The organism is Pseudomonas sp. HP_01, assembly GCF_055284355.1.
Genome location: NZ_JBTOPV010000067.1, coordinates 164,404 through 186,259 on the forward strand (window position 1 = coordinate 164,404; position 21,856 = coordinate 186,259).

The following is a 21,856-nucleotide window of genomic DNA, read 5'->3' on the forward strand; positions in this document are numbered from 1 at the left end:
CGGGAGTATACCCGATTCGGCCGCGCCTCCACCCTTGGGAGCCCTATGCCACGCTGCTTTTGGTGCAACGAAGATCCGCTTTACATGGACTACCACGATCAAGAGTGGGGTGTGCCGTTGCGCGATGCGCAGATGCTGTTCGAGTTCCTGTTGCTCGAAGGGTTCCAGGCTGGACTGTCGTGGATCACCATCCTGAAAAAGCGTGAGCGTTACCGCGAAGTGATGTTCGGCTTCGACGTCCAGCGCATTGCCGCGATGACCGATGCTGAAATCGAAGCGCTGATGCTGGAGCCCGGCATTGTCCGCAACCGCCTCAAACTCAACGCCGCGCGCAAAAACGCCCTGGCTTGGTTGCGGCTGGAGGATCCGGTTGCGTTTGTCTGGTCCTTCGTCGGCGGCAAGCCGAAGGTCAATCACTTCAAGGACCGCAGCGAAGTCCCGGCCATTACGCCAGAGGCCGAAGAGATGAGCAAAGCGCTGAAGAAAGCCGGCTTCACCTTCGTTGGCCCGACCATCTGCTATGCGTACATGCAGGCCACCGGAATGGTGATGGACCATACGGTTGACTGCGATCGATACGCCGAGCTGGCGGGTGATGTGGATAATCGGCTCCCATGAATGGTTACAATGGCCGCCTCATGTATTCGGGAGTGATCTGTGGATAAGTTCAAAGGCGCCTTGATGGTTGGCGCATTGCGGCTGTTTGCCCTGTTGCCGTGGCGCGCAGTGCAATGGGTCGGCACCTGCATTGGCTGGCTGATGTGGAAGTTGCCTAACCGGTCCCGCGATGTCGCACGCATCAACCTGTCCAAATGCTTCCCCGAGCTGAGCCCTGCAGAACTCGAAGCACTGGTTGGTCGCAGCCTGATGGACATCGGCAAGACCCTGACCGAAAGCGCCTGTGCGTGGATCTGGCCGGCGCAGAAGTCAATCAATCTGGTTCGCGAAGTCGAAGGGCTTCAGGTGTTGAAAGACGCCCTGGCATCGGGCAAGGGTGTCGTCGGTATCACCAGCCATCTGGGCAACTGGGAAGTGCTCAACCACTTCTATTGCAGCCAGTGCAAACCGATCATTTTCTACCGGCCACCCAAGCTCAAGGCCGTGGATGATCTGCTGCGCAAGCAGCGCGTGCAATTGGGCAACCGTGTCGCAGCGTCCACCAAGGAAGGCATTCTCAGCGTCATCAAGGAAGTGCGCAAAGGTGGCTCGGTCGGCATCCCTGCGGATCCGGAACCCGCTGAGTCAGCAGGCATATTCGTACCCTTCTGCGGAACAATGGCGCTGACCAGCAAGTTCGTGCCGAACATGCTGGCGGGCGGCAAAGCAGTAGGGGTGTTCCTCCACGCGATGCGTCTGGAGGATGGCTCTGGCTACAAGGTCGTACTCGAAGCCGCGCCGGACGACATGTACAGCACCGACACCGCAACGTCGGCAGCGGCCATGAGCAAGGTGGTTGAAAAGTACGTGCGGGCCTATCCAAGCCAATACATGTGGACCATGAAGCGCTTCAAGAAACGCCCCGAGGGCGAGAAGCGCTGGTATTGATCAGACGCTGAGCCCAGCAGGCCAGCGATCACCTGTAGGAGCGCGCTTGCCCGCGAAAAGTAGGTACATCCGACACAGCTATGTCAGGCCTACCATTTTTCGCGGGCCAGCGCGCTCCTACGTAAAAGGCGTCTGCCCAGAGTCAGAAAAAGCTCAATCCCACCTGAAACAGTCGCTCCACGTCGCGGATGTACTTTTTATCCACAAGGAACATGACCACGTGATCGCCTGATTCGATCACCGTGCTGTCATGGGCGATGATGACTTGATCGGCGCGGGTGATGGCGCCGATGGTCGTGCCGGGCGGCAGGTTGATGTGCATGATGGCTTTGCCAACCACTTTGCTGGATCTGGCATCGCCATGGGCGACGATCTCGATGGCTTCAGCGGCGCCCCGACGCAATGAGTGCACGCTGACAATATCGCCGCGCCGCACGTGGGCCAGCAACGTACCGATGGTGGCGAGCTGTGGGCTGACGGCGACATCAATCTCCCCGCCTTGCACCAGATCGACATACGCCGGGTTGTTGATGATCGTCATCACCTTCTTCGCGCCGAGACGTTTGGCCAGCAACGACGACATGATGTTCGCCTCGTCGTCGTTGGTCAGTGCCAGAAACAAGTCGGCGTTGTCGATGTTCTCTTCCACGAGCAGGTCGCGATCGGAGGAGCTGCCTTGCAGGATCACCGTGTTGTTGAGCGTGTCGGAGAGGTGACGGCATCGAGCGGCATTCATCTCGATGATCTTGACCTGATAGCGGTTCTCGATGGCCTCCGCCAGCCGCTCGCCAATCTGGCCGCCGCCTGCAATCACGATGCGCTTGTAGCTCACATCCAGGCGACGCATCTCTCCCATGACGGCGCGAATGTCCGCCTTGGCAGCGATGAAAAAGACCTCGTCGTCAGCCTCGATAACCGTATCGCCCTGAGGAATGATCGGACGGTCGCGACGGAAAATGGCAGCGACCCGCGTGTCGACATTGGGCATGTGCGTGCGCAACTGGCGCAGTTGCTGCCCCACCAGAGGCCCACCGTAGTAAGCCTTGACCGCCACCATCTGGACTTTGCCACCGGCGAAGTCGATCACTTGCAGGGCGCTGGGGTATTCGATGAGCCGTTTGATGTAATGGGTGACGACTTGCTCAGGGCTGATCAGCACGTCCACGGGAATGGCACCGTTGGCGAAAAGCCCTGAGCGAGTCAGGTACGCCGATTCGCGAACACGGGCAATCTTCGTCGGGGTCTGGAACAGCGTGTACGCGACTTGGCAGGCGACCATGTTGGTCTCGTCGCTGCTGGTCACGGCCACCAGCATGTCGGCGTCGTCGGCACCGGCCTGACGCAGCACGGTCGGGAACGAGCCGCGACCATGTACGGTACGGATATCGAGGCGATCACCCAACGCCCGCAGACGATCCTGATCGGTGTCCACGACGGTGATGTCGTTGGCTTCGCTCGCCAGGTGCTCAGCCAGCGTACCGCCAACCTGCCCTGCGCCGAGGATGATGATCTTCAATCAGTCTCTCCTTGAAATGATGATTCAGTCATACCGGGCAATCGTCTTCACGCCGCCGCAATCTTGATCAGTTTGGCGTAGTAAAACCCGTCATGCCCGCCTTCCTGGGCCAGCAACTGACGGCCGTGGGGCTGCTTCAAGCCAGGGGGTGGATTGCCTTGCTGACCGGCGATATCCAGCTCACGAGCACCCGGCGTACGCGCCAGGAATGCCTCGATGACTTCGGTGTTTTCAGTTGGCAGCGTCGAGCACGTGGCGTACAGCAAGATGCCGCCGACCTGCAGCGTCGGCCACAGCGCGTCGAGCAATTCGCCTTGCAGCGTTGCGAGCGCCGGAATGTCATCTGCCTGGCGGGTCAGCTTGATGTCGGGGTGGCGACGAATCACGCCAGTCGCCGAGCAAGGCGCGTCGAGCAGAATGCGCTGGAACGGTTTGCCGTCCCACCATAGATCGGTGGCGCGGGCGTCGGCGGCGATGAGTTCGGCACTCAGGCCCAGGCGATCGAGGTTCTCTTTGACCCGCACCATGCGCTTGGCTTCAAGATCCACTGCGACCACGCCCGTGAGGCCCGGTTGTACTTCCAGCAGATGGCAGGTCTTGCCTCCGGGCGCGCAACAGGCGTCCAGCACGCGTTGACCCGGCGCCAACTCCAGCAAGTCGGCGGCCAGTTGCGCGGCCTCATCCTGAACGCTGATCCAGCCATCGGCGAAACCTGGGAGCGAACGAACATCGCCCGGTTCGGTGAGCACGATGCCGTCCTGGCTGAACGTGCTCGGCGTTGCGCCAATGCCTGCTTCCAGCAACAGCTGAAGGTACTGCTCGCGGATTTTGTGCCGGCGGTTGACCCGTAAAATCATCGGCGGGTGGGCGTTGTTCGCCGCACAAATAGCTTCCCAATGCTCAGGCCACGCAGCTTTCAGCGCTTTTTGCAGCCAGCGTGGATGAGCGGTGCGCACCACCGGATCGTGTTCCAGCTCCGTCAGCAATGCCTCGCCCTCCCGTTGGGCTCGACGCAGCACAGCATTGAGCAACGCTTTTGCCCACGGTTTTTTCAGCTTGTCGGCGCAGCCTACGGTTTCGCCGATAGCGGCGTGAGCGGGGATACGCGAATAGAAGAGTTGATACAGACCTACCAGCAACAAAGCTTGCACGTCGTTATCAGCGGTTTTGAAAGGTTTCTGCAGCAGCTTGGCCGCCAGCGCGGACAGCCTTGGCTCCCAACGCGCGGTGCCAAATGCCAGGTCCTGAGTGAGGCCACGGTCGCGGTCTTCAACCTTGTCCAGTTGGGTGGGCAAAGAGCTGTTTAGCGATGCCTTGCCACTCAGTACGGCAGCCAGCGCCTTGGCTGCGGCCAGACGCGGGTTCATTGCGCATCCACCGCTTGGCCGAGGACGGTGCCGACGGCGAACTTCTCGCGGCGGCTGTTGAACAGGTCAGCGAAGCCCAGAGGCTTGCCGCCTGGCAGTTGCAGACGGGTCAGACGCAGTGCTCCACTCCCGCACGCGACCAGCAGACCTTCTTTACTGGCGTCGATGATGCTGCCGGGCGCGCCCTCCCCGTCGGCGAACTGCGCGGCCAGCACCTTCAGCGCTTCGCCGTTGAGCGTGGTGTGGCAAATCGGCCATGGGTTAAAGGCGCGTACCAGTCGCTCCAGCTCAACCGCCGGGCGACTCCAGTCGATGCGCGCTTCGTCTTTATTCAGCTTGTGCGCGTAAGTGGCGAGACTGTCGTCCTGCACTTCGCCTATCAGTGTGCCGTCAGCCAGTCCGGCGATGGCTTGAATCACCGCAGTCGGGCCGAGCTCAGCGAGACGATCATGCAGCGTGCCTCCGGTGTCTTCGCCCGTAATAGGGGTCGTCACCTTGAGCAGCATCGGGCCGGTGTCCAGGCCCGCTTCCATGCGCATGACCGTCACGCCGCTTTCGGCATCGCCTGCCTGCACCGCGCGCTGAATCGGCGCAGCACCGCGCCAGCGTGGCAGCAACGAAGCGTGACTGTTGATGCAACCCAGACGCGGAATGTCCAGCACGGTCTGCGGCAGGATCAGGCCATAGGCAACGACAACCAACAGGTCCGGGTGCAATGCGGCCAGCTCGGCCTGGGCTTCGGGTGTGCGCAAGGTAGGCGGCTGCATGACAGGAATGTTGTGCTGGAGGGCAAGCTGCTTGACCGGGCTCGGCATCAGCTTCTGACCACGACCGGCCGGGCGATCTGGCTGTGTGTACACCGCAATAACGTCGTGGGGACTGTCGAGCAGGGCTTTCAAATGCTCCGCGGCGAATTCCGGGGTGCCGGCGAACACGATGCGCAGTGGCTCAGTCATGGGTTTCTCTGTGAGGTATGACGATAGAAGCGCGCATGCCCGCGGATAGCATGGTGTCAGCCGACGGATGCATCAGAGGACAGGTCCCAGTCGCGGGCAATCGCACTCCTACAGTAGAAAGGAGGATGGCAGGATCAGGCGTTTTGCTTGTGGAGTTTTTCCAGCTTTTTCTTGATCCGGTCGCGCTTGAGATTGGACAGGTAATCAACGAACAGCTTGCCGTTCAGGTGATCGCATTCGTGCTGGATGCACACGGCGAGCAGGCCCTCGGCGATGAATTCATAGGGCTGGCCGTCACGGTTCAGCGCCTTCACCTTGACCCGTTGCGGGCGATCCACGTTCTCGTAGAAACCCGGAACAGACAGACAGCCTTCCTGGTACTGGTCCATCTCGTCGGTCAGCGGCTCGATTTCGGGGTTGATGAACACCCGCGGCTCGCTGCGATCTTCGGAGAGATCCATCACCACCACGCGCTTGTGTACGTTAACCTGCGACGCGGCCAGGCCGATGCCAGGTGCTTCGTACATGGTTTCAAACATGTCGTCGACCAACTGGCGAATGCTGTCGTCCACTTCGGCCACCGGCTTGGCGATGGTGCGCAGGCGCGAATCGGGAAATTCGAGGATGTTTAGAATGGCCATATGCGTAAGGGATGCACTGTAGGGTAAAGTCAAAATCGGCTGCTAGGCTTGGGACGTCACAAGCTGCAGCCCTAGTAAAACCGGAAGTCTCGCAAGACTCAGCGTTTCACGCGAAGCCAACATGATAAAGGGATTCACCGCATGAGGAAATCACTACTCGCCCTGCTGCTGTTGGCCGCGACAGGCCTTGTCCAGGCGCAAGTACAGCTCAGGGATGGCCATCCACAGAGTTACACCGTTGTCGCCGGTGACACACTTTGGGACATTTCCGGAAAATTTCTTAACCAGCCCTGGAAGTGGCCGCAGCTCTGGCGCGCCAATCCACAGGTTCACGACCCTGATCTGATCTACCCCGGCGATACGCTCAACCTGATTTACGTTGATGGTCAGCCACGAATAGTGGTCAATCGCGGCGCGTCACGGGGGACCATCAAACTGTCCCCGCGTGTGCGCAGTACGCCGATTGCCGAGGCGATTCCGACCATTCCGCTGGGCGCAATCAATGCCTTTTTGCTGAACAACCGAATCATCGATAACGCCGGTCAGTTTGAAGCCGCGCCTCATGTCGTGGCAGGCCCTGGCGAGCGGGTGCTCAGTGGCGCGGGTGATCGCATCTATGCACGCGGACAGTTCGAGCCGAGCCATGTGGCGTACGGCATCTATCGCAAGGGCAAGACCTACGTCGATCCGGTCACCGGCGTGGTGCTGGGCATCAATGCCGATGACATCGGCAGCGGCGAAGTCATCGCCACGGAAGGTGATGTGGCGACGTTGCAAATGCAGCGCTCGACCCAGGAAGTGCGCCTTGGCGACCGACTTTTTGTCAGTGAAGAGCGCCGAATCAATTCTACTTTTGTCCCCAGTGAGCCTCAGCAACCCGTCGACGGCACCATCATCGACGTACCGCGGGGCGTGACCCAGATCGGTGAGTTCGACGTGGTCACCATTGATCGTGGCCGCCTAGATGGCCTGGCTGAAGGTAACGTGTTGGCGATCTACAAGACTGGTGAGACGGTGCGCGATCGGGTCAATGGTGATCATGTCAAAATTCCCGACGAGCGTTCAGGGCTGCTAATGGTCTTTCGCACGTACGAGCGACTGAGTTACGCCATGGTGCTGCACGCAACCCGATCTCTGGCGGTGCAGGACAAAGTCCGCAATCCGTAATGCTATGTATCAGCTGTAAATCACTTTTCTCCACCGGCATGCTTCACTTATCAAATTGTTGTTAACAGACTTATCCACAGGTTGGTCCATTGATTAAGGTGGACCACGGATCAAGGAAGATCACATGCCGTTGTTCGAAAAGGCCGGTCAGTCGCCGGCCGAACTGGAAGCACGCTTGCGTTTGCATCGGCTGCCGGAAGTCGGCCCAAAACGTTTTCACACCCTCATTGATGCGTTCGGCAGCGCCTCTGCCGCGTTGAGCGCGCCGGCTTCAGCATGGCGATCTTTACGGCTGCCGGCGGCGAGTGCCGAAGCCCGTCGCAGTGCTGAAGTACGCGACGGCGCCAGCGCTGCACTGGCATGGCTAGAGCGCCCGGGCCAGCATTTGCTGATGTGGGACGATCCGGACTACCCCGCACTGCTGGCGGAAATCCCTGACCCACCGCCCCTGCTTTTCATCGCCGGAAACCGCGCTTTGCTCGATCGCCCGCAGTTGGGAATGGTGGGCAGTCGACGCGCTTCCAAGCCTGGACTCGACACCGCTGCAGCGTTCGCGCGGAGCCTGGCAGGTGCCGGTTTTGTCATCACCAGCGGGTTGGCGCTGGGTATCGACGGCGCCGCGCATCAAGGTGCTCTGGACGTAAAAGGCGGGACAATTGGCGTGTTGGGCACTGGCATTGAAAAACTTTATCCACAGCGGCATCGCCAACTTGCAGCACGCATGGTGGCCGACGGCGGGGCAGTGATTTCCGAGCTGCCACTGGACGCAGGACCCCACGCCAGCAACTTTCCCCGGCGCAATCGAATCATCAGCGGTTTGTCCTTGGGCGTGCTGGTGGTCGAGGCGAGTGTCGCCAGCGGATCGCTGATTACGGCACGTCTTGCTGCCGAGCAGGGCCGTGAGGTCTATGCCATCCCCGGCTCGATCCATCATCCGGGCGCCAGGGGTTGTCACCAGCTGATCCGTGAGGGGGCAGTGCTGGTGGAAACCATCGACCACATTCTCGAAGCGCTGCAGGGCTGGAAAAACGTCGCGCCGAGTCCTGACGTCGTTGATAAGCCGTCGACGTCGCTGCACCCGCTCCTGGCTCTTTTGCATGCAGCGCCTCAAACCGGCGAGGCGCTTGCCCACAACAGCGGTTGGCCTTTGCCAAAAGTCCTGGCGGCGCTGACCGAGCTTGAACTCGACAGCAGCGTGGCCTGTGAAGGCGGGCGATGGTTTGCCCGGGCGCGCTGAGGTTAAACTGCCCGCCAGCGTAATTTGGGAGAACAGACGATGGTCAGCAGTTGGCAAGTGCAGCAAGCCGCACGAGAAATTCGGGCCGGGGCGGTGATTGCCTATCCAACCGAAGCGGTGTGGGGGTTGGGCTGTGACCCTTGGGATGCGGAGGCGGTCTATCGCCTGCTGGCAATCAAGGCGCGGCCTGTTGATAAGGGCTTGATCCTGATCGCAGACAACATCCGTCAGTTTGATTTCCTCTTCGAGGATTTCCCTGAGCTGTGGATCGATCGCATGGCGAGCACCTGGCCGGGACCGAATACGTGGCTGGTTCCCCATCAAGGCCTGTTGCCGGACTGGATCACCGGAAAGCACGACACCGTCGCCCTTCGCGTCAGCGATCACCCCATCGTCCGGGAGCTGTGCGCGTTGACCGGCCCACTGGTGTCGACTTCCGCGAACCCCACCGGCCGCCCCGCCGCCCGCTCACGATTGCGCGTTGAGCAGTATTTCCACGAGCAGTTGGACTTGGTTCTGGGGGGAAGTCTCGGCGGGCGCCGCAATCCGAGTGTGATCAGGGATCTGGTCACGGCTGAGGTGGTAAGGGCCGGCTAAGCATTCTCCTGCCTGCTTTTGAATGGTTTTGGTCTGACCGCGACTTGCCTAAGCGGTGGAACGTGTAGGAGCGCGCTTGCCCGCGAATGAGATAGGTCAGTTACTCATTGAGCGACTGACACAACGCATTCGCGGGCAAGCGTGCTCCTACAACGTCAAATGCGGGATCAAGGCACCAGAATGATCGACCCAACCGTTCTGCGGCCTGACAGTTCGGTATGCGCCTTCGCGGCATCCTTGAGGGCGAATTTCTGGATGTCGTCGACCTTCACTTTGCCGGTGGCAACCATTTCAAACACTTCATCCGCCATTGCCTGCAAGGCTTCCGGGGTGTTTGCGTAGGAGCCCAATGTCGGGCGCGTGACGTAGAGCGAGCCTTTCTGAGCGAGGACCCCCAGGTTCACGCCGGTCACCGCGCCTGACGCATTGCCGAAGCTGACCAGCAGGCCTCGCAACTCCAGGCAATTCAAAGACGTTTCCCACGTGTCTTTGCCAACGCCGTCGTAGACCACTGGGACCTTCTTGCCATCGGTCAATTCCAGTACACGCTGAACGACGTCTTCCTTGCTGTAATCGATCACTTCCCAAGCGCCGTGCGCCTTGGCGTGCGCAGCCTTTTCTGCCGAGCTGACCGTTCCGATCAGTTTGACGCCCAAGGCGTTGGCCCACTGGCAGGCGATCGATCCGACGCCGCCGGCAGCGGCATGGAACAAAATGGTTTCTTCAGGGCGGATCTCGTAGGTCTGGCGAAACAGGTACTGCACGGTCAGGCCCTTGAGCATGACGGCAGCGCCCTGCTCGAAGCTGATGCCGTCAGGCAATTTGGCAATGTTCGCGGCCGGCGTCAGGTGGACGTCCCCGTATGCACCCAGCGGGCCTGTGCCGTACACCACCCGGTCGCCGACTTTGACGTGAGTGACTTCGCTGCCGACCGCTTCAACCAGGCCCGCGCCTTCGTTACCCAACCCCGATGGGAACGAAGGCGCCGGGTACAGGCCGCTGCGAAAGTAGGTCTCGATGAAGTTGACGCCAATCGCCTTGTTACGCACGAGCACGTCTTTCGGGCCTGGCGCCGGGGGTTCGAAGTCCACGTACTCAAGCACTTCGGGACCGCCATAAGCCTTGAACTGGATACGTTTTGCCATTTGCTTTCTCCGTCATGGATCGGACTTGCAGAGTATGACTGTCGATGCGAAAGGGCTCTATCGGACTCCTTCGTCGTCGCTTCGTCAACTGCGGCATCCGCCAAGCCGGTGATATGCTACGGGCCGAATTTCGCCGACGGGATTTGCTCAGCGAGGCGTGCCATCAACGCCAAGACCGGTCGAATCCCGCTCCCGACGCACGTTTCAGTTATGCAGGTACCGACATGTCCTTTCGCACCGATGCCGTCAAAGCCTACTTGCTCGACCTTCAGGATCGCATTTGCGCCGCGCTGGAAACCGAAGATGGCAGCGCCCGTTTCGTCGAAGACGCCTGGGAACGGCCTGCGGGCGGTGGCGGTCGCACCCGCGTTATCGAGAACGGCCACATCCTCGAAAAGGGCGGGGTCAATTTTTCCCACGTCTTCGGCGCCGGCCTCCCCCCATCCGCCAGTGCTCACCGACCGGAGCTGGCAGGACGTGGTTTCGAAGCGCTCGGTGTGTCACTGGTAATGCACCCGCATAACCCCCATGTGCCGACTGCCCACGCCAACGTACGGTTTTTCATCGCAGAGAAAGAAGGTGAAGAACCGGTATGGTGGTTCGGCGGCGGCTTTGACCTGACGCCCTATTACGGCGTCGAGGAAGACTGCGTGCACTGGCACCGCGTCGCCGAACAGGCCTGCGCGCCGTTCGGCGCTGACGTCTATCCCCGCTACAAGGCGTGGTGCGATCGCTACTTTCATATCAAGCACCGCAATGAGCCGCGCGGCGTGGGCGGACTGTTTTTCGATGACCTTAACGAGTGGGATTTCGACACCAGTTTCGCTTTCATTCGCGCCATCGGTGATGCGTTCGTCGAGGCGTATCTGCCCATCGTCCAGCGCCGTAAAGACACGCCGTACACGCCGCACCAGCGTGAATTTCAGGAGTTCCGCCGTGGGCGTTACGTTGAATTCAATCTGGTGTATGACCGGGGCACCTTGTTCGGGCTGCAATCGGGCGGCCGTACTGAATCGATCCTCATGTCGCTGCCGCCGCAAGTGCGCTGGGGCTATGACTTCAAGGCCGAGCCAGGCAGTGAAGAAGCACGCCTGACCGAGTATTTTCTGCAGGATCGCGACTGGCTGGCTGAGGCGGCCCAGTGATGGCTGATCAGTACGTTGTCTTCGGCAACCCTATCGGCCACAGCAAATCCCCGCTGATTCATCGCCTGTTCGCCGAGCAGACCGGTCAGGCGCTCGACTACCAGACCTCGCTCGCGCCGCTGGACGGCTTCACCGCTTTCGCCAAGGCGTTTTTCGAGACCGGCCGCGGTGCCAACGTCACCGTGCCCTTCAAGGAAGAAGCGTACCGGATGGCCGATCAGTTGACCGAGCGAGGCCGTCGTGCCGGGGCGGTCAATACCTTGGTCCTCCAAGCGGATGGCAGCCTGCTGGGCGACAACACCGACGGCGCAGGCCTGGTTCGCGATCTGAAGGTCAATCATGGCGTCACGCTCAAGGACAAACGCATTCTCGTGCTAGGGGCTGGCGGTGCGGTGCGCGGCGCGCTTGAACCCTTACTGGCGGAAGATCCCTACGTGCTGGTGGTTGCCAATCGCACGGTAGAAAAGGCTGAACGACTGGCCGAAGAATTCGCCGACATCGGCCCGGTGCTGCCCGCAGGCTATGACTGGCTGGAGGAGCCGGTAGACGTCATCATCAATGCCACGTCCGCCAGCCTTTCAGGGGAAGTACCTCCCATTTCGCCTAGCCTGATTCAGCCGGGCGTGACCTTCTGCTACGACATGATGTATGCCAAAGAACCGACCGCATTCTGCCGCTGGGCCACTGAACACCATGCCGGGCAAGCAGTGGATGGTTTGGGGATGTTGGTCGAGCAGGCCGCCGAGGCGTTCCACCTGTGGCGTGGCGTGCGACCGGAATCAGCGCCGGTGCTGGCGGAACTGCGACGGCTGATGGCGCAGATCTAGCGAATGTACCGACCTCATCGCGAGCAAGCTCACTCCTACAGACTGATATTGGCCCTGTAGGCGTGAGCTTGCTCGCGATGCTTCTTGGCGGCGCTTACAACTTGGCTTTCACCGCTGGCAGCGCGTCCTTGTCGTCAACGGTTTTCACGCCGTCGAGCCATTTGTCCAGCGCCGCCGGATTAGCTTTCAACCACGCTTTTACCGCCTCGGTGTTGCTGACTTTCTTGTCCACCACGGTCTGCATGATCGAGTTTTCCATATCCTGAGTGAACACCAGATTGGAAAGCAGCTTGGCCACGTTCGGGCAGGCGTCGGCGTAACCTTTGCGGGTCACGGTGTAGACGCTGCCGGTATCGCCGAAGTACTTCTCGCCGCCTTTGAGGTAGTGCATGCCTTTGATCTGCACGTTCATCGGGTGCGGCGTCCAGCCGAGGAACACCACGAATTCCTTCTTCTTCACGTTGCGCTGCACTTCAGCCAGCATCGCCTGTTCGCTGGATTCCACCAGCTTCCAGTCTCCCAGATCGAACTCGTTCTTTTTGATGATCTCCTGAATCGACGCGTTGGCCGGAGCGCCCGAGCCGATGCCGTAGATCTTCTTGTGAAATTTGTCGGCGAATTTGTTCAGGTCGCTGAAGTTGTGGACGCCTGCGTCATACACGTAATCAGGGACGGCGAGGGTGAACTCGGTGCCTTCCAGATTTTTCGCGTATTGCGTCACGTCACCCGTGGCGATGAACTTGTCGTAGAAACCCTGCTGCGCCGGCATCCAGTTGCCCAGAAAGACGTCGAGTTGCCCGTCCTTCAGGCCGCCATAGGCGATCGGCACCGCCAGGGTGTCGATCTTGGTTTTGTAGCCCATGCCATCAAGCAAAAAGCCTGCAGTGGCGTTGGTCGCAGCGATATCGCTCCAGCCCGGATCGGCCATCCGCACGGTGCTGCAACTGGCGTCGGCGGCGTAGGCCACGACACTGCTCAAACTCAAGACCCCAACCGCCAGCGTGGTGAACAGCTTATTCATGGTGTGCCCCTTTTTTGGTTTTCTAAGTGTTGGCAGGGTTCAAGGTTGCGGATAACGGGCCTTGCGCTCCAGATCGTCGAGATCGATATGGTTGCGCATGTACTGCTGACTGGCGTCGACCAGCGGCTGGTGATCCCAACTCTTCAGCTTGCCGATGGCCAGCGACCCGGCGACGAAACGCCGGCGCCGCTGACTGGCGAGCACCTGTTGGTGTATCGCCGGAATGTCCCACTTGGCCTTTGCTTCGGCCAGGAACGCAGCGAACAGGTCGTCATGAGCCGCGGATCGACTCAGCTCTTCCTGCTCGTTCGGATCGTTATGCACGTCGTACAGCAGACATGGGTCCCGTTCCGAATAAATGAATTTGTACGCGCCGCGACGAATCATCATCAGCGGACTGTTGGTGCCCTCGGCCATGTACTCACCAAACACCTCGTCGTGACCGCCCTCGCCCTGCAGGTGCGGCAGCAGTGAGCGGCCATCAAGCGGCAAACCTGCGTCCAGCTGACCTTCAGCCAGCGCCACAAAGGTCGGCAACAGATCGGCGGTAGACACTGCGGCCTGCACGCGACCGGCCTTGAACTGCCCCGGAGCGTAGACCAGCAGTGGCACACGTGCCGACATCTCGAACCAGTGCATTTTGTACCAGAGCCCGCGCTCACCCAGCATGTCGCCATGGTCGCCGGAGAACACGATGATGGTGTCATCAGCCAGGCCGGTTTCCTCAAGGGTTTTCAGCAGTTTGCCGACGTTGTCGTCAATGTAGCTGCAGGCGCCGAAATAGGCGCGGCGTGCATCGCGAATCTTTTGCTCGGGCAGCGGCTTGTCCCACAGGTCATAGACCTTTAGCAGGCGCTGGGAATGAGGGTCCAGTTCGGACTGAGCCAACGGCGAGTGGGGCATCGGGATGTCTTCGTCGCTGTACAGATTCCAGTACGACTTGGGGATGGTGTACGGGTCGTGGGGATGGGTCATCGACACCGTCAGACAAAACGGCTGATCGCCGTCTTCGCGCACATGGTCGAACAGATACTGCTGAGCCTTGAACACCACTTCTTCGTCGAAATCGAGCTGATTGGTGCGTACGCAAGGTCCGGCTTGCAGCACCGAGGACATGTTGTGGTACCAGGTCGGGCGCACATCTGGCTCGTCCCAGTTCACGGCCCAACCGTAATCGGCAGGATAGATGTCGCTGGTCAGGCGCTCTTCGTAGCCGTGCAATTGATCGGGGCCGCAGAAATGCATCTTGCCGGACAGCGCCGTGCGATAGCCGAGACGACGCAGGTAGTGAGCGTAGGTCGGCACGTCTGCGGGGAAATCAGCGGCATTGTCGTAAGCGCCGATCTTGCTCGGCAACTGACCGCTGACCAGCGTGAAACGCGACGGTGCGCACAGCGGACTGTTGCAGTAGGCGGCGTCGAACACCACGCCTTCAGCAGCGAGGCGACTCAAATGGGGCATCTTGATGGGAGAAGAGGCGTACATCGGCAACATGGGCGCGGCCATCTGATCGGCCATGATGAAAAGAATATTTTTGCGCTTCATGTATTCGCGGCATCCCATAGTCATTATTTATGCGAAAGTGCTCCGACCGAGGATGGTGTCCATGCCGTCCGAGGTAAAGCCCATGAGAGGCAATGCCTAGGATAAGTACAGCTTATGTTTGAAGCCCTTGGTGTCATGTCGCTGGATTTACTTCGCGGCTTCGAAGCCGCCGCACGGTTGCGCAGTTTTACCGCTGCCGCCATCGAGCTTGGCACCACTCAGCCGGCTATCAGCCAGCAAATCAAGCGGCTGGAGGAGCAACTGGCGACGCGGCTCTTTGATCGCATCTACCGCGGCATCGAGCTGACGGACGCCGGGCTGATCCTGTTCAATCACGTGCAGACCGGGCTCCAGTCGATGGACGCCGGGCTCACCGCAATCACCGAGCAGCATCAGCACGAGGTGCTGCAAGTGGCGACGGACTTCGCCTTCGCAGCCTATTGGCTGATGCCGCGCCTGCACCGTTTCCACAAGGAAAACCCCGACGTCGACGTCAGCCTGGTTACCAGCGAGCGTAGTCACAGCATGCTGCGTGCGGATATTGATGTGGCCGTGTTGTTCGGCGACGGGCGATTCAAGCAGGGAGAAAGCCACTGGTTGTTCAGCGAGGAGGTGTTCCCGGTGTGCAGTCCGCAGTTGGTGAAGGGGCGCGACCTGCCCTTGCCCACCGACGCGCTGAAAGACTTCGCGCTGCTGCACCTTCGGGGTGAAGGCGGCAACAACTGGTTTGACTGGGGTGGCGTGTTCCGCGCCCTGAATATTCCCCAGGCACCCGCGCCGGGGCAGCTGCGGTTCGACAATTACACATTGATGATTCAGGCGGCGATTGGCGGCCAGGGCGTGGCCATCGGCTGGCGACATCTGGTAGATGATTTGCTGGAGCAGGGTTTACTGTGCCGCCCGATCGAACCCAGCGCTGTCTCGGGATACGGTTATTACATCGTCCTGCCGCAACGCAAGCGCCGGGTGCAGATCGTGCAACGGTTCGTGGACTGGTTAAGAAGTGAGCAGGCGTTGAGCGGGGATTTGCTGAAGGGCAAGGCGCTGCCGTCGATTGCGGTTTAGCGACTGGCACGAGCACTGTGCGGCACTGTGTAGGAGCGCGCTTGCCCGCTAGATGCAGTCGTTCTGACTAACATGCGGTGGCTGACAACGCATCGCGGGCAAGCGCGCTCCTACAGGATTAGCGTACGTCCCACATGACGTGAGTGGACGCCATTTCTAAACACCCTTAGTTCAGCACGCCATCCAGGATTTCATAGACGATGCCGCTGCCGATTGCGATCAGCACAACGTCCGGGCCCAGGCGGCGCCATTCGTAGCCATCGTATTGCGGCAGGTATTGCAGCGAGCGTTGGTCCAGTCGACGGCCATAGCCCCGTGGTAGCGGGTGGCCCTTGACGATATGGACGCCAGGGGGCAGCGGCTGACCGCGACCGATGATTTCCCGGTGCTCGGTAATGGTCCGGCGCACGTCGCCGAAGTCGGCAGGAGGACGCCCGCCACGCTGATTGTTGCCACGGTTATCGGCGCGCGGGTCGTTGCGATGGTCGTTGCCGTTGTTATTCCCGTTGCCATTGCCGCGATCGCCCTGCGGCCCACCTTGCGGGCCATGGTCCTGATGCTGGCCCGGGCCATTGTCATCGCCGCCGCGTTGATCCGGTGGTGCAGCCTGAACCAGCGCGCTGGCGCTGAGCATCAACACGCCCAACCCGGCGATCAAACGATTCGAGACTTTCATGTAGCGCGCTCCTGAGCCAATACGGGCAGCAAAAAGGGGTTCAGGACGTGGTCCTGAACCCCTTCGCTGTACGGCTTAGTGTGCTGCCAGAGACCGAGATTCCTCTGTATCAGAAACTTTACCTTCGGCTACGCGGGCTTTACGCACGCCTTGCGACAACTGCGCGCACAGCTCCAGCACGCCGCTGACTGCTTGTTCTGGCGAAGACGCATTGGCGATCTGGTCGATCAATGCCGAACCGACAACAACACCGTCGGCCACGCGCGCAATGGCTGCTGCTTGCTCAGCCGTGCGAATCCCGAAGCCGACACTGATGGGCAGATCGGTATGGCGGCGCAGGCGTTGCACAGCATCCTTGACGTGATCAATGGTTGCCGAGCCTGCACCCGTCACGCCTGCTACGGATACGTAGTAAACGAACCCGGAGCTGCCGTTAAGCACGGTAGGCAAACGAACGTCATCGGTGGTCGGCGTGGTTAGACGAATGAAGTCCAGGCCGGCGTCCTGCGCAGGATCGCACAGCTCGGCGTTATGCTCCGGCGGCAGGTCCACAACAATCAGGCCATCAACGCCCGAGGCTTGGGCCTCGGAGATGAAGCGCTCAATCCCGTAATTATGAATAGGGTTGTAGTAGCCCATCAGTACCAGTGGCGTCGTGCTGTCCTCTTCGCGAAACTCACGCACCATCTGCAGCGTTTTCGCCAGGTTTTGCTTGGCGTTGAGTGCGCGAATGTTGGCCAGTTGAATGACCGGGCCGTCGGCCATTGGGTCAGTGAATGGCATGCCCAGTTCGATCACATCGGCGCCTGCCTTAGGCAAGCCCTTGAGAATAGCCAGCGAGGTGTCGTAGCCCGGGTCGCCTGCCGTGACGAAGGTCACCAGGGCTGCGCGATTTTGTTCTTTCAGTTCGGCAAAACGTGTTTGCAGGCGGCTCATCAGTGTTTCTCCTGCTGGGACAGATCAAGGTGGTGCATCACGGTTTGCATGTCTTTGTCGCCACGACCGGACAGGTTGACCACCATTAGGTGATCCTTTGGCAGCGACGGTGCGCGTTTGAAGACTTCAGCCAGGGCGTGAGCGGTTTCCAGCGCCGGGATGATGCCCTCAAGGCGGCAGCATCTGTGGAAGGCAGCCAGCGCTTCGTCGTCAGTGACGGAGGTGTATTCGACCCGGCCAACGTCGTGCAACCAGGCGTGCTCAGGACCAATGCCTGGATAATCGAGGCCGGCTGAAATCGAGTGCGCGTCGGTGATCTGGCCATCGTCGTCCTGTAGCAGGAAAGTACGGTTGCCATGCAGCACGCCCGGGACGCCGCCATTCAGGCTGGCGGCATGCTTGCCGGTTTCGATGCCGTGACCTGCGGCTTCCACGCCGATGATGCGCACGCTCTTGTCATCCAGAAACGGGTAGAACAGGCCCATGGCATTGGAGCCACCACCAACACACGCCACCAGACTGTCCGGCAGACGACCTTCGTGTTCCTGCATCTGTACACGTGTTTCCTTGCCGATGACGGCTTGGAAATCGCGGACCATAGCCGGGTAAGGATGCGGGCCGGCGACGGTGCCGATCAGATAGAAGGTGCTGTCGACGTTGGTGACCCAGTCACGCAGCGCCTCGTTCATGGCGTCTTTCAGTGTGCCGGTGCCGGAGACCACCGGAATGATCGTGGCGCCCAGCAGCTTCATGCGAAATACGTTGGCCTGCTGACGTTCGATGTCAGTGGTGCCCATGTAGATGACGCATTCCAGCCCAAAGCGCGCGGCGACGGTTGCCGTTGCAACGCCGTGCATGCCAGCGCCGGTCTCGGCAATGATGCGTTTTTTGCCCATGCGCCGCGCCAGCAGGATCTGGCCGATGCAGTTGTTGATCTTGTGCGCGCCGGTATGGTTGAGCTCTTCGCGCTTCAGGTAAATCTTTGCGCCGCCACAGTACTCGGTCAGGCGTTCGGCGAAATAAAGCGGGTTGGGACGGCCCACGTAATCCCGCTGGAAGTAGGCGATATCGTTCAGGAATGATGGATCTGTCTTCGCGATCTCGTACTCGCGGTTCAGATCAAGAATCAGCGGCATCAGCGTTTCAGCGACATAACGGCCGCCGAACCCGCCGAACATGCCGCGGTCGTCCGGGCCGCTGCTGTAAGCATTCTGTGTCTGGGTCTGGGTCATGTGGACCTCCGGAGGTGACGAATAAGATGAGCCGTCAGGCAGTGATCACACTCTAACCAGCGCCAGCGACGTTGAAAACCGATAAGATCTGCGCAACCTGTCAGGAAAACTCACATATCTCATGAGCCGAGACCTTCCGCCCCTCAACGCGTTGCGTGCTTTTGAAGCCACGGCCCGGTTGAATAGTGTCAGTCAGGCGGCTGAGCAATTGCACGTTACCCATGGTGCCGTGAGCCGTCAGTTGAAAGTGCTTGAAGAGCACTTGGGGGTTGGCCTGTTCAGCAAGGACGGGCGAGGCCTTAAACTCACAGATGCCGGGATTCGGTTGCGCGATGCGAGTGCTGAAGCATTTGATCGTCTGCGCAGCGTGTGTGCCGAGCTTAGCCAGGGCAGTGCGGATGCGCCGTTCGTCCTGGGATGCTCTGGAAGCCTGCTCGCACGCTGGTTCATCCCGCGACTGGGGCGCTTGAATGCGGACCTTCCCGACCTGCGCTTGCACTTGTCTGCGGGAGAAGGAGACCTCGACCCACGGCGCCCGGGACTTGACGCTCTGCTGATATTTGCCGAGCCGCCCTGGCCGGCAGACATGCAGGTGTTCGAGCTTGCCAGCGAGCGTATCGGTCCTGTTTTAAGTCCGCGATTCGCGAGGTTTGAAGAGCTGCGACACGCACCTGTTCAGGCGCTTTTGGGAGAGCCGTTGCTGCAGACCACTTCACGCTTGCAAGCATGGCCGGCATGGGCTACGCAAAATGGCATCGATCCCGACGCATTGAAGTTCGGGCAAGATTTCGAGCATTTGTATTATTTACTGGAGGCGGCCGTCGCTGGCCTAGGGGTGGCAATCGCGCCAGAGCCGTTGGTGGCTGATGACTTGAAAGCCGGACGCCTGGCTGCGCCATGGGGCTTCAGTGAAACCCCGGCGCAGCTAGCGTTGTGGGTGCCAAAACGCGCCGCAGATGGGCGTGCTCAGCACCTGGCTCGATGGCTCAAGCAGGAGCTCGAGCGATCGGGGCGGGCTTGATCAGCCTCGCTTGCACAGCAGATAAGCTGCCAGCAGGCCGATAGCGCCAACAGCGACGCCTGCGGTGGTCCAAGGATGCTCTTGTGCGTAGTCACGGGTCGCAACGCTGGTTTCACGTGTTTTGACTTTGACGTCTTCGTAGACATCGCTCAGCAGGCTGCGCGAATGGCTCAGCGCGCTTTCAGCGTTGGCTTTCAGATTTTTCAAGGTCTTGCGCGACTCGTCGGAAGCATCGGACTTCAAGCCTTCCAGCGACTTGAGCAGACTCTCGATCTCGGCTTCCATGCTTTGCAACGACGCTTTACGGGATGACGTGAATGCCATGGTTTGACTCTCCTGCTGTGATGAGTGGCGTGTGTTGTTTCCGACTCCAGGGTTTCGAGAAAGTGCAGTGCGTAATGCGAAGTACCGTTTCTTCTGAACTTTTAGGCCGCATTTCGGCACAGAGGTAGTGAACACAATCAATGCGGCCCTGCCACCGCGCAACGCCTTTCAGGAGAACTGCCATGTCTGATCATCACACCTACAAAATGCTGGAGCTGGTCGGCTCGTCCACCGTTGGCACCGACGACGCTATTCAGAACGCGATTGCCCAGGCGGCCAAATCCGTGAAACTCATGGAATGGTTCGAAGTGCTGGAAACCCGTGGCCACATCGAAGACGGCAAAGTCGGCCACTTCCAGGTCACCATCAAAGTCGGTTTTCGCATCGACAACAGCTGAGTCGCTGAACTTTTGAAGTGGCCGAGTGCCACAACCTTCGCTATACATACCGCGCAGTCGTGACTTTTTCCAAGGTTCATGACGCAGGTTCATGTAGTCAGGCCGCCCTATTGGAGCGGCCTTTTTGATCCGAAAATTGCGCCTGACGAGGGGATGTACCCATGAAAAAAGTTCTGTTGGCCATAGGCTTGTTGAGCATTGCGGGCACTACGATGGCCGCTGGAAAATCGTGCGATGACGTCAAAGCCGACATCGACGCGAAGATCAAAGCCAAAGGCGTTTCTTCCTACACGCTGGAAGCTGTTGAAAAAGGCAGCTCGGCAGACGCCAAAGTCGTCGGCACCTGCGAAGGCGGCAGCAAGGAAATCGTTTACAAGCGCGGCTGATAACGGCCCGTCGATACAAAAAAACCGACGCATCTGGCGTCGGTTTTTTTGTTTGCGGCGGATAGGCTCAGCGCGCGACCCTGAATCAGCCCTTCGCGGCTTGCGCCAGTATCTCGTAAGAGCGAAGCCGATCGGCGTGTTCGTACATGTCGCACGTGAAGATCAGCTCGTCCGCGTCGGTCTGTTCAAGCAGCACGTCCAGCTTCGCGCGAATCTTCTCGGGACCACCGACGACTGCCAGTCCCAGGAAATCCATCACTGCGTCGCGCTCATGGGGCAGCCACAGGCCGTTCATGCTCTCGACGGGTGGTTTCTGCATCAGACTCTGCCCACGCATCAGGCTTAAAATCCGTTGATACACCGACGTCACCAGATACTCGGCTTGTTCGTCGGTCTCTGCAGCGGCCAGCGGGACGCCGAGCATCACGTAGGGCTTGTCGAGCACTTCAGAAGGCTTGAAGTGGCTGCGGTAGACGCGAATCGCTTCGTGCATGAAACGTGGCGCGAAGTGCGACGCGAATGCATACGGCAGGCCCCGCTCACCGGCCAGCTGAGCACTGAACAGGCTCGAACCCAGCAGCCAGATTGGCACATTGGTATTCGTGCCGGGCACAGCAAGAACTCGCTGATGAGGCTGACGCGGCCCGAGGTAGTTGACCAGTTCAGTCACATCATCCGGGAAATCATCGGAACTGCCGGAGCGCTCGCGGCGCAGGGCGCGGGCGGTCATCTGATCAGAACCCGGCGCGCGGCCGAGGCCCAGGTCGATACGCCCGGGGAACAAGCTTTCCAGCGTGCCGAACTGCTCGGCGATCACCAGCGGCGCGTGGTTCGGCAGCATGATCCCGCCCGACCCAACCCGAATGGTCGATGTGCCACCGGCCAGATAGGCCAGCAGAACAGAGGTGGCCGAACTGGCGATGCCGTCCATGTTGTGGTGTTCGGCCACCCAGAAACGGTTGTAGCCCCATTTCTCGACGTGTTGCGCCAGGTCCAGCGCATTACGCAGCGATTCCGCCGGGCCTTTGTCTTCGCGGACGGGTACCAGATCGAGCGTCGAAATCTTCACATCAGCTAATCGTTTCATAGGCCGTTGTTGATCCTCTTGG

23 protein-coding genes are annotated in these 21,856 nt (G+C 60.0%); 11 read left to right on the forward strand and 12 right to left on the reverse strand.

The features are described 5' to 3' along the window. Positions 1 to 45: 45 nt before the first annotated feature. Positions 46 to 618, forward strand: coding sequence for a DNA-3-methyladenine glycosylase I (locus tag ACYAR8_RS23590; protein WP_463581198.1), 573 nt, complete (start codon positions 46 to 48; stop codon positions 616 to 618). A 39-nt stretch (positions 619 to 657) separates the two neighbouring features. Continuing rightward, positions 658 to 1,545 (forward strand): lysophospholipid acyltransferase, encoded by an 888-nt coding sequence (locus ACYAR8_RS23595; RefSeq protein ID WP_074886151.1) that lies wholly within the window; start codon positions 658 to 660, stop codon positions 1,543 to 1,545. 142 nt (positions 1,546 to 1,687) lie between these two features. Here the strand turns inward: ACYAR8_RS23595 and trkA are convergent, their stop codons facing one another. From trkA to def, 4 genes are all read right to left on the reverse strand, one after another. Further along, complete coding sequence (gene trkA, locus ACYAR8_RS23600; protein ID WP_074886153.1) at positions 1,688 to 3,061, reverse strand: Trk system potassium transporter TrkA; 1,374 nt, start codon at positions 3,059 to 3,061, stop codon at positions 1,688 to 1,690. Between the two features lie 47 nt (positions 3,062 to 3,108). Then, positions 3,109 to 4,428, reverse strand: a complete 1,320-nt coding sequence (gene rsmB, locus ACYAR8_RS23605; protein WP_463581199.1) for a 16S rRNA (cytosine(967)-C(5))-methyltransferase RsmB — start codon at positions 4,426 to 4,428, stop codon at positions 3,109 to 3,111. Next, entirely contained in the window at positions 4,425 to 5,384 is a 960-nt protein-coding gene (gene fmt / locus ACYAR8_RS23610) for a methionyl-tRNA formyltransferase (protein WP_463581200.1), read from the reverse strand. Before fmt ends, rsmB begins: the two co-directional genes overlap by 4 nt. 134 nt (positions 5,385 to 5,518) lie before the next feature. After that, complete coding sequence (def, locus tag ACYAR8_RS23615; protein WP_463581201.1) at positions 5,519 to 6,025, reverse strand: peptide deformylase; 507 nt, start codon at positions 6,023 to 6,025, stop codon at positions 5,519 to 5,521. 141 nt (positions 6,026 to 6,166) lie between these two features. Between def and ACYAR8_RS23620 the strand changes: the two genes are divergently transcribed. The 3 genes from ACYAR8_RS23620 (at position 6,167) to tsaC (ending at position 9,026) form a co-directional block, all read left to right on the forward strand. Beyond that, positions 6,167 to 7,192, forward strand: a complete 1,026-nt coding sequence (locus tag ACYAR8_RS23620; RefSeq protein WP_463581202.1) for a LysM peptidoglycan-binding domain-containing protein — start codon at positions 6,167 to 6,169, stop codon at positions 7,190 to 7,192. 124 nt (positions 7,193 to 7,316) lie between these two features. Continuing rightward, on the forward strand, positions 7,317 to 8,429 hold the full coding sequence (dprA, locus tag ACYAR8_RS23625; protein ID WP_463581203.1) for a DNA-processing protein DprA: 1,113 nt from the start codon (positions 7,317 to 7,319) through the stop codon (positions 8,427 to 8,429). Between the two features lie 39 nt (positions 8,430 to 8,468). After that, a complete protein-coding gene (gene tsaC, locus ACYAR8_RS23630) occupies positions 8,469 to 9,026 on the forward strand; it encodes an L-threonylcarbamoyladenylate synthase type 1 TsaC (protein ID WP_108121263.1) in 558 nt (185 codons plus the stop codon). Positions 9,027 to 9,193: 167 nt separating this feature from the next. Here tsaC and ACYAR8_RS23635 read toward each other — a convergent pair whose 3' ends face one another. Next, entirely contained in the window at positions 9,194 to 10,171 is a 978-nt protein-coding gene (locus ACYAR8_RS23635) for an NADPH:quinone reductase (RefSeq protein ID WP_074886172.1), read from the reverse strand. A gap of 224 nt (positions 10,172 to 10,395) precedes the next feature. Between ACYAR8_RS23635 and hemF the strand changes: the two genes are divergently transcribed. Together hemF and aroE are read left to right on the forward strand one after the other, a co-directional pair. Next, positions 10,396 to 11,316, forward strand: a complete 921-nt coding sequence (gene hemF, locus ACYAR8_RS23640; RefSeq protein WP_463581204.1) for an oxygen-dependent coproporphyrinogen oxidase — start codon at positions 10,396 to 10,398, stop codon at positions 11,314 to 11,316. Next, positions 11,316 to 12,143, forward strand: a complete 828-nt coding sequence (gene aroE / locus ACYAR8_RS23645; RefSeq protein ID WP_463581205.1) for a shikimate dehydrogenase — start codon at positions 11,316 to 11,318, stop codon at positions 12,141 to 12,143. The genes hemF and aroE overlap by 1 nt, the downstream gene beginning before the upstream one ends. A 94-nt stretch (positions 12,144 to 12,237) precedes the next feature. Here aroE and choX read toward each other — a convergent pair whose 3' ends face one another. Beyond that, positions 12,238 to 13,164, reverse strand: a complete 927-nt coding sequence (gene choX / locus ACYAR8_RS23650; protein WP_463581206.1) for a choline ABC transporter substrate-binding protein — start codon at positions 13,162 to 13,164, stop codon at positions 12,238 to 12,240. A 39-nt stretch (positions 13,165 to 13,203) separates the two neighbouring features. Continuing rightward, positions 13,204 to 14,709, reverse strand: a complete 1,506-nt coding sequence (gene betC, locus ACYAR8_RS23655; RefSeq protein ID WP_463581207.1) for a choline-sulfatase — start codon at positions 14,707 to 14,709, stop codon at positions 13,204 to 13,206. A 114-nt stretch (positions 14,710 to 14,823) separates the two neighbouring features. Between betC and ACYAR8_RS23660 the strand changes: the two genes are divergently transcribed. After that, positions 14,824 to 15,774, forward strand: a complete 951-nt coding sequence (locus ACYAR8_RS23660) for a choline sulfate utilization transcriptional regulator (protein ID WP_074886186.1) — start codon at positions 14,824 to 14,826, stop codon at positions 15,772 to 15,774. 166 nt (positions 15,775 to 15,940) lie between these two features. On the opposite strand, the gene ACYAR8_RS23665 is transcribed toward ACYAR8_RS23660, so the two are convergent. The 3 genes from ACYAR8_RS23665 to trpB all read right to left on the reverse strand — a co-directional run bounded on the left by ACYAR8_RS23665 (position 15,941) and on the right by trpB (position 18,618). Further along, positions 15,941 to 16,450, reverse strand: coding sequence for an anti-virulence regulator CigR family protein (locus tag ACYAR8_RS23665; protein ID WP_463581208.1), 510 nt, complete (start codon positions 16,448 to 16,450; stop codon positions 15,941 to 15,943). A gap of 75 nt (positions 16,451 to 16,525) precedes the next feature. Beyond that, complete coding sequence (gene trpA, locus ACYAR8_RS23670; RefSeq protein ID WP_463581209.1) at positions 16,526 to 17,386, reverse strand: tryptophan synthase subunit alpha; 861 nt, start codon at positions 17,384 to 17,386, stop codon at positions 16,526 to 16,528. Continuing rightward, on the reverse strand, positions 17,386 to 18,618 hold the full coding sequence (gene trpB / locus ACYAR8_RS23675; protein ID WP_074886195.1) for a tryptophan synthase subunit beta: 1,233 nt from the start codon (positions 18,616 to 18,618) through the stop codon (positions 17,386 to 17,388). The genes trpA and trpB overlap by 1 nt, the downstream gene beginning before the upstream one ends. A gap of 121 nt (positions 18,619 to 18,739) precedes the next feature. On the opposite strand from trpB, the gene ACYAR8_RS23680 reads away from it, so the two are divergent. Further along, positions 18,740 to 19,639: a LysR family transcriptional regulator gene (locus ACYAR8_RS23680; protein WP_463581210.1), complete on the forward strand. Its 900-nt coding sequence runs from the start codon at positions 18,740 to 18,742 to the stop codon at positions 19,637 to 19,639. On the opposite strand, the gene ACYAR8_RS23685 is transcribed toward ACYAR8_RS23680, so the two are convergent. After that, entirely contained in the window at positions 19,640 to 19,963 is a 324-nt protein-coding gene (locus ACYAR8_RS23685) for an ElaB/YgaM/YqjD family protein (RefSeq protein WP_037017008.1), read from the reverse strand. 182 nt (positions 19,964 to 20,145) lie between these two features. Here ACYAR8_RS23685 and ACYAR8_RS23690 point away from each other — a divergent pair, with 182 nt between their 5' ends. After that, entirely contained in the window at positions 20,146 to 20,361 is a 216-nt protein-coding gene (locus ACYAR8_RS23690; protein ID WP_074886200.1) for a dodecin, read from the forward strand. Positions 20,362 to 20,522: 161 nt separating this feature from the next. Then, positions 20,523 to 20,747, forward strand: a complete 225-nt coding sequence (locus ACYAR8_RS23695; protein ID WP_074886203.1) for a DUF1161 domain-containing protein — start codon at positions 20,523 to 20,525, stop codon at positions 20,745 to 20,747. An 85-nt stretch (positions 20,748 to 20,832) separates the two neighbouring features. Here the strand turns inward: ACYAR8_RS23695 and ACYAR8_RS23700 are convergent, their stop codons facing one another. Continuing rightward, complete coding sequence (locus ACYAR8_RS23700) at positions 20,833 to 21,834, reverse strand: LLM class flavin-dependent oxidoreductase (protein WP_074886206.1); 1,002 nt, start codon at positions 21,832 to 21,834, stop codon at positions 20,833 to 20,835. Between the last annotated feature and the right edge of the window lie 22 nt (positions 21,835 to 21,856).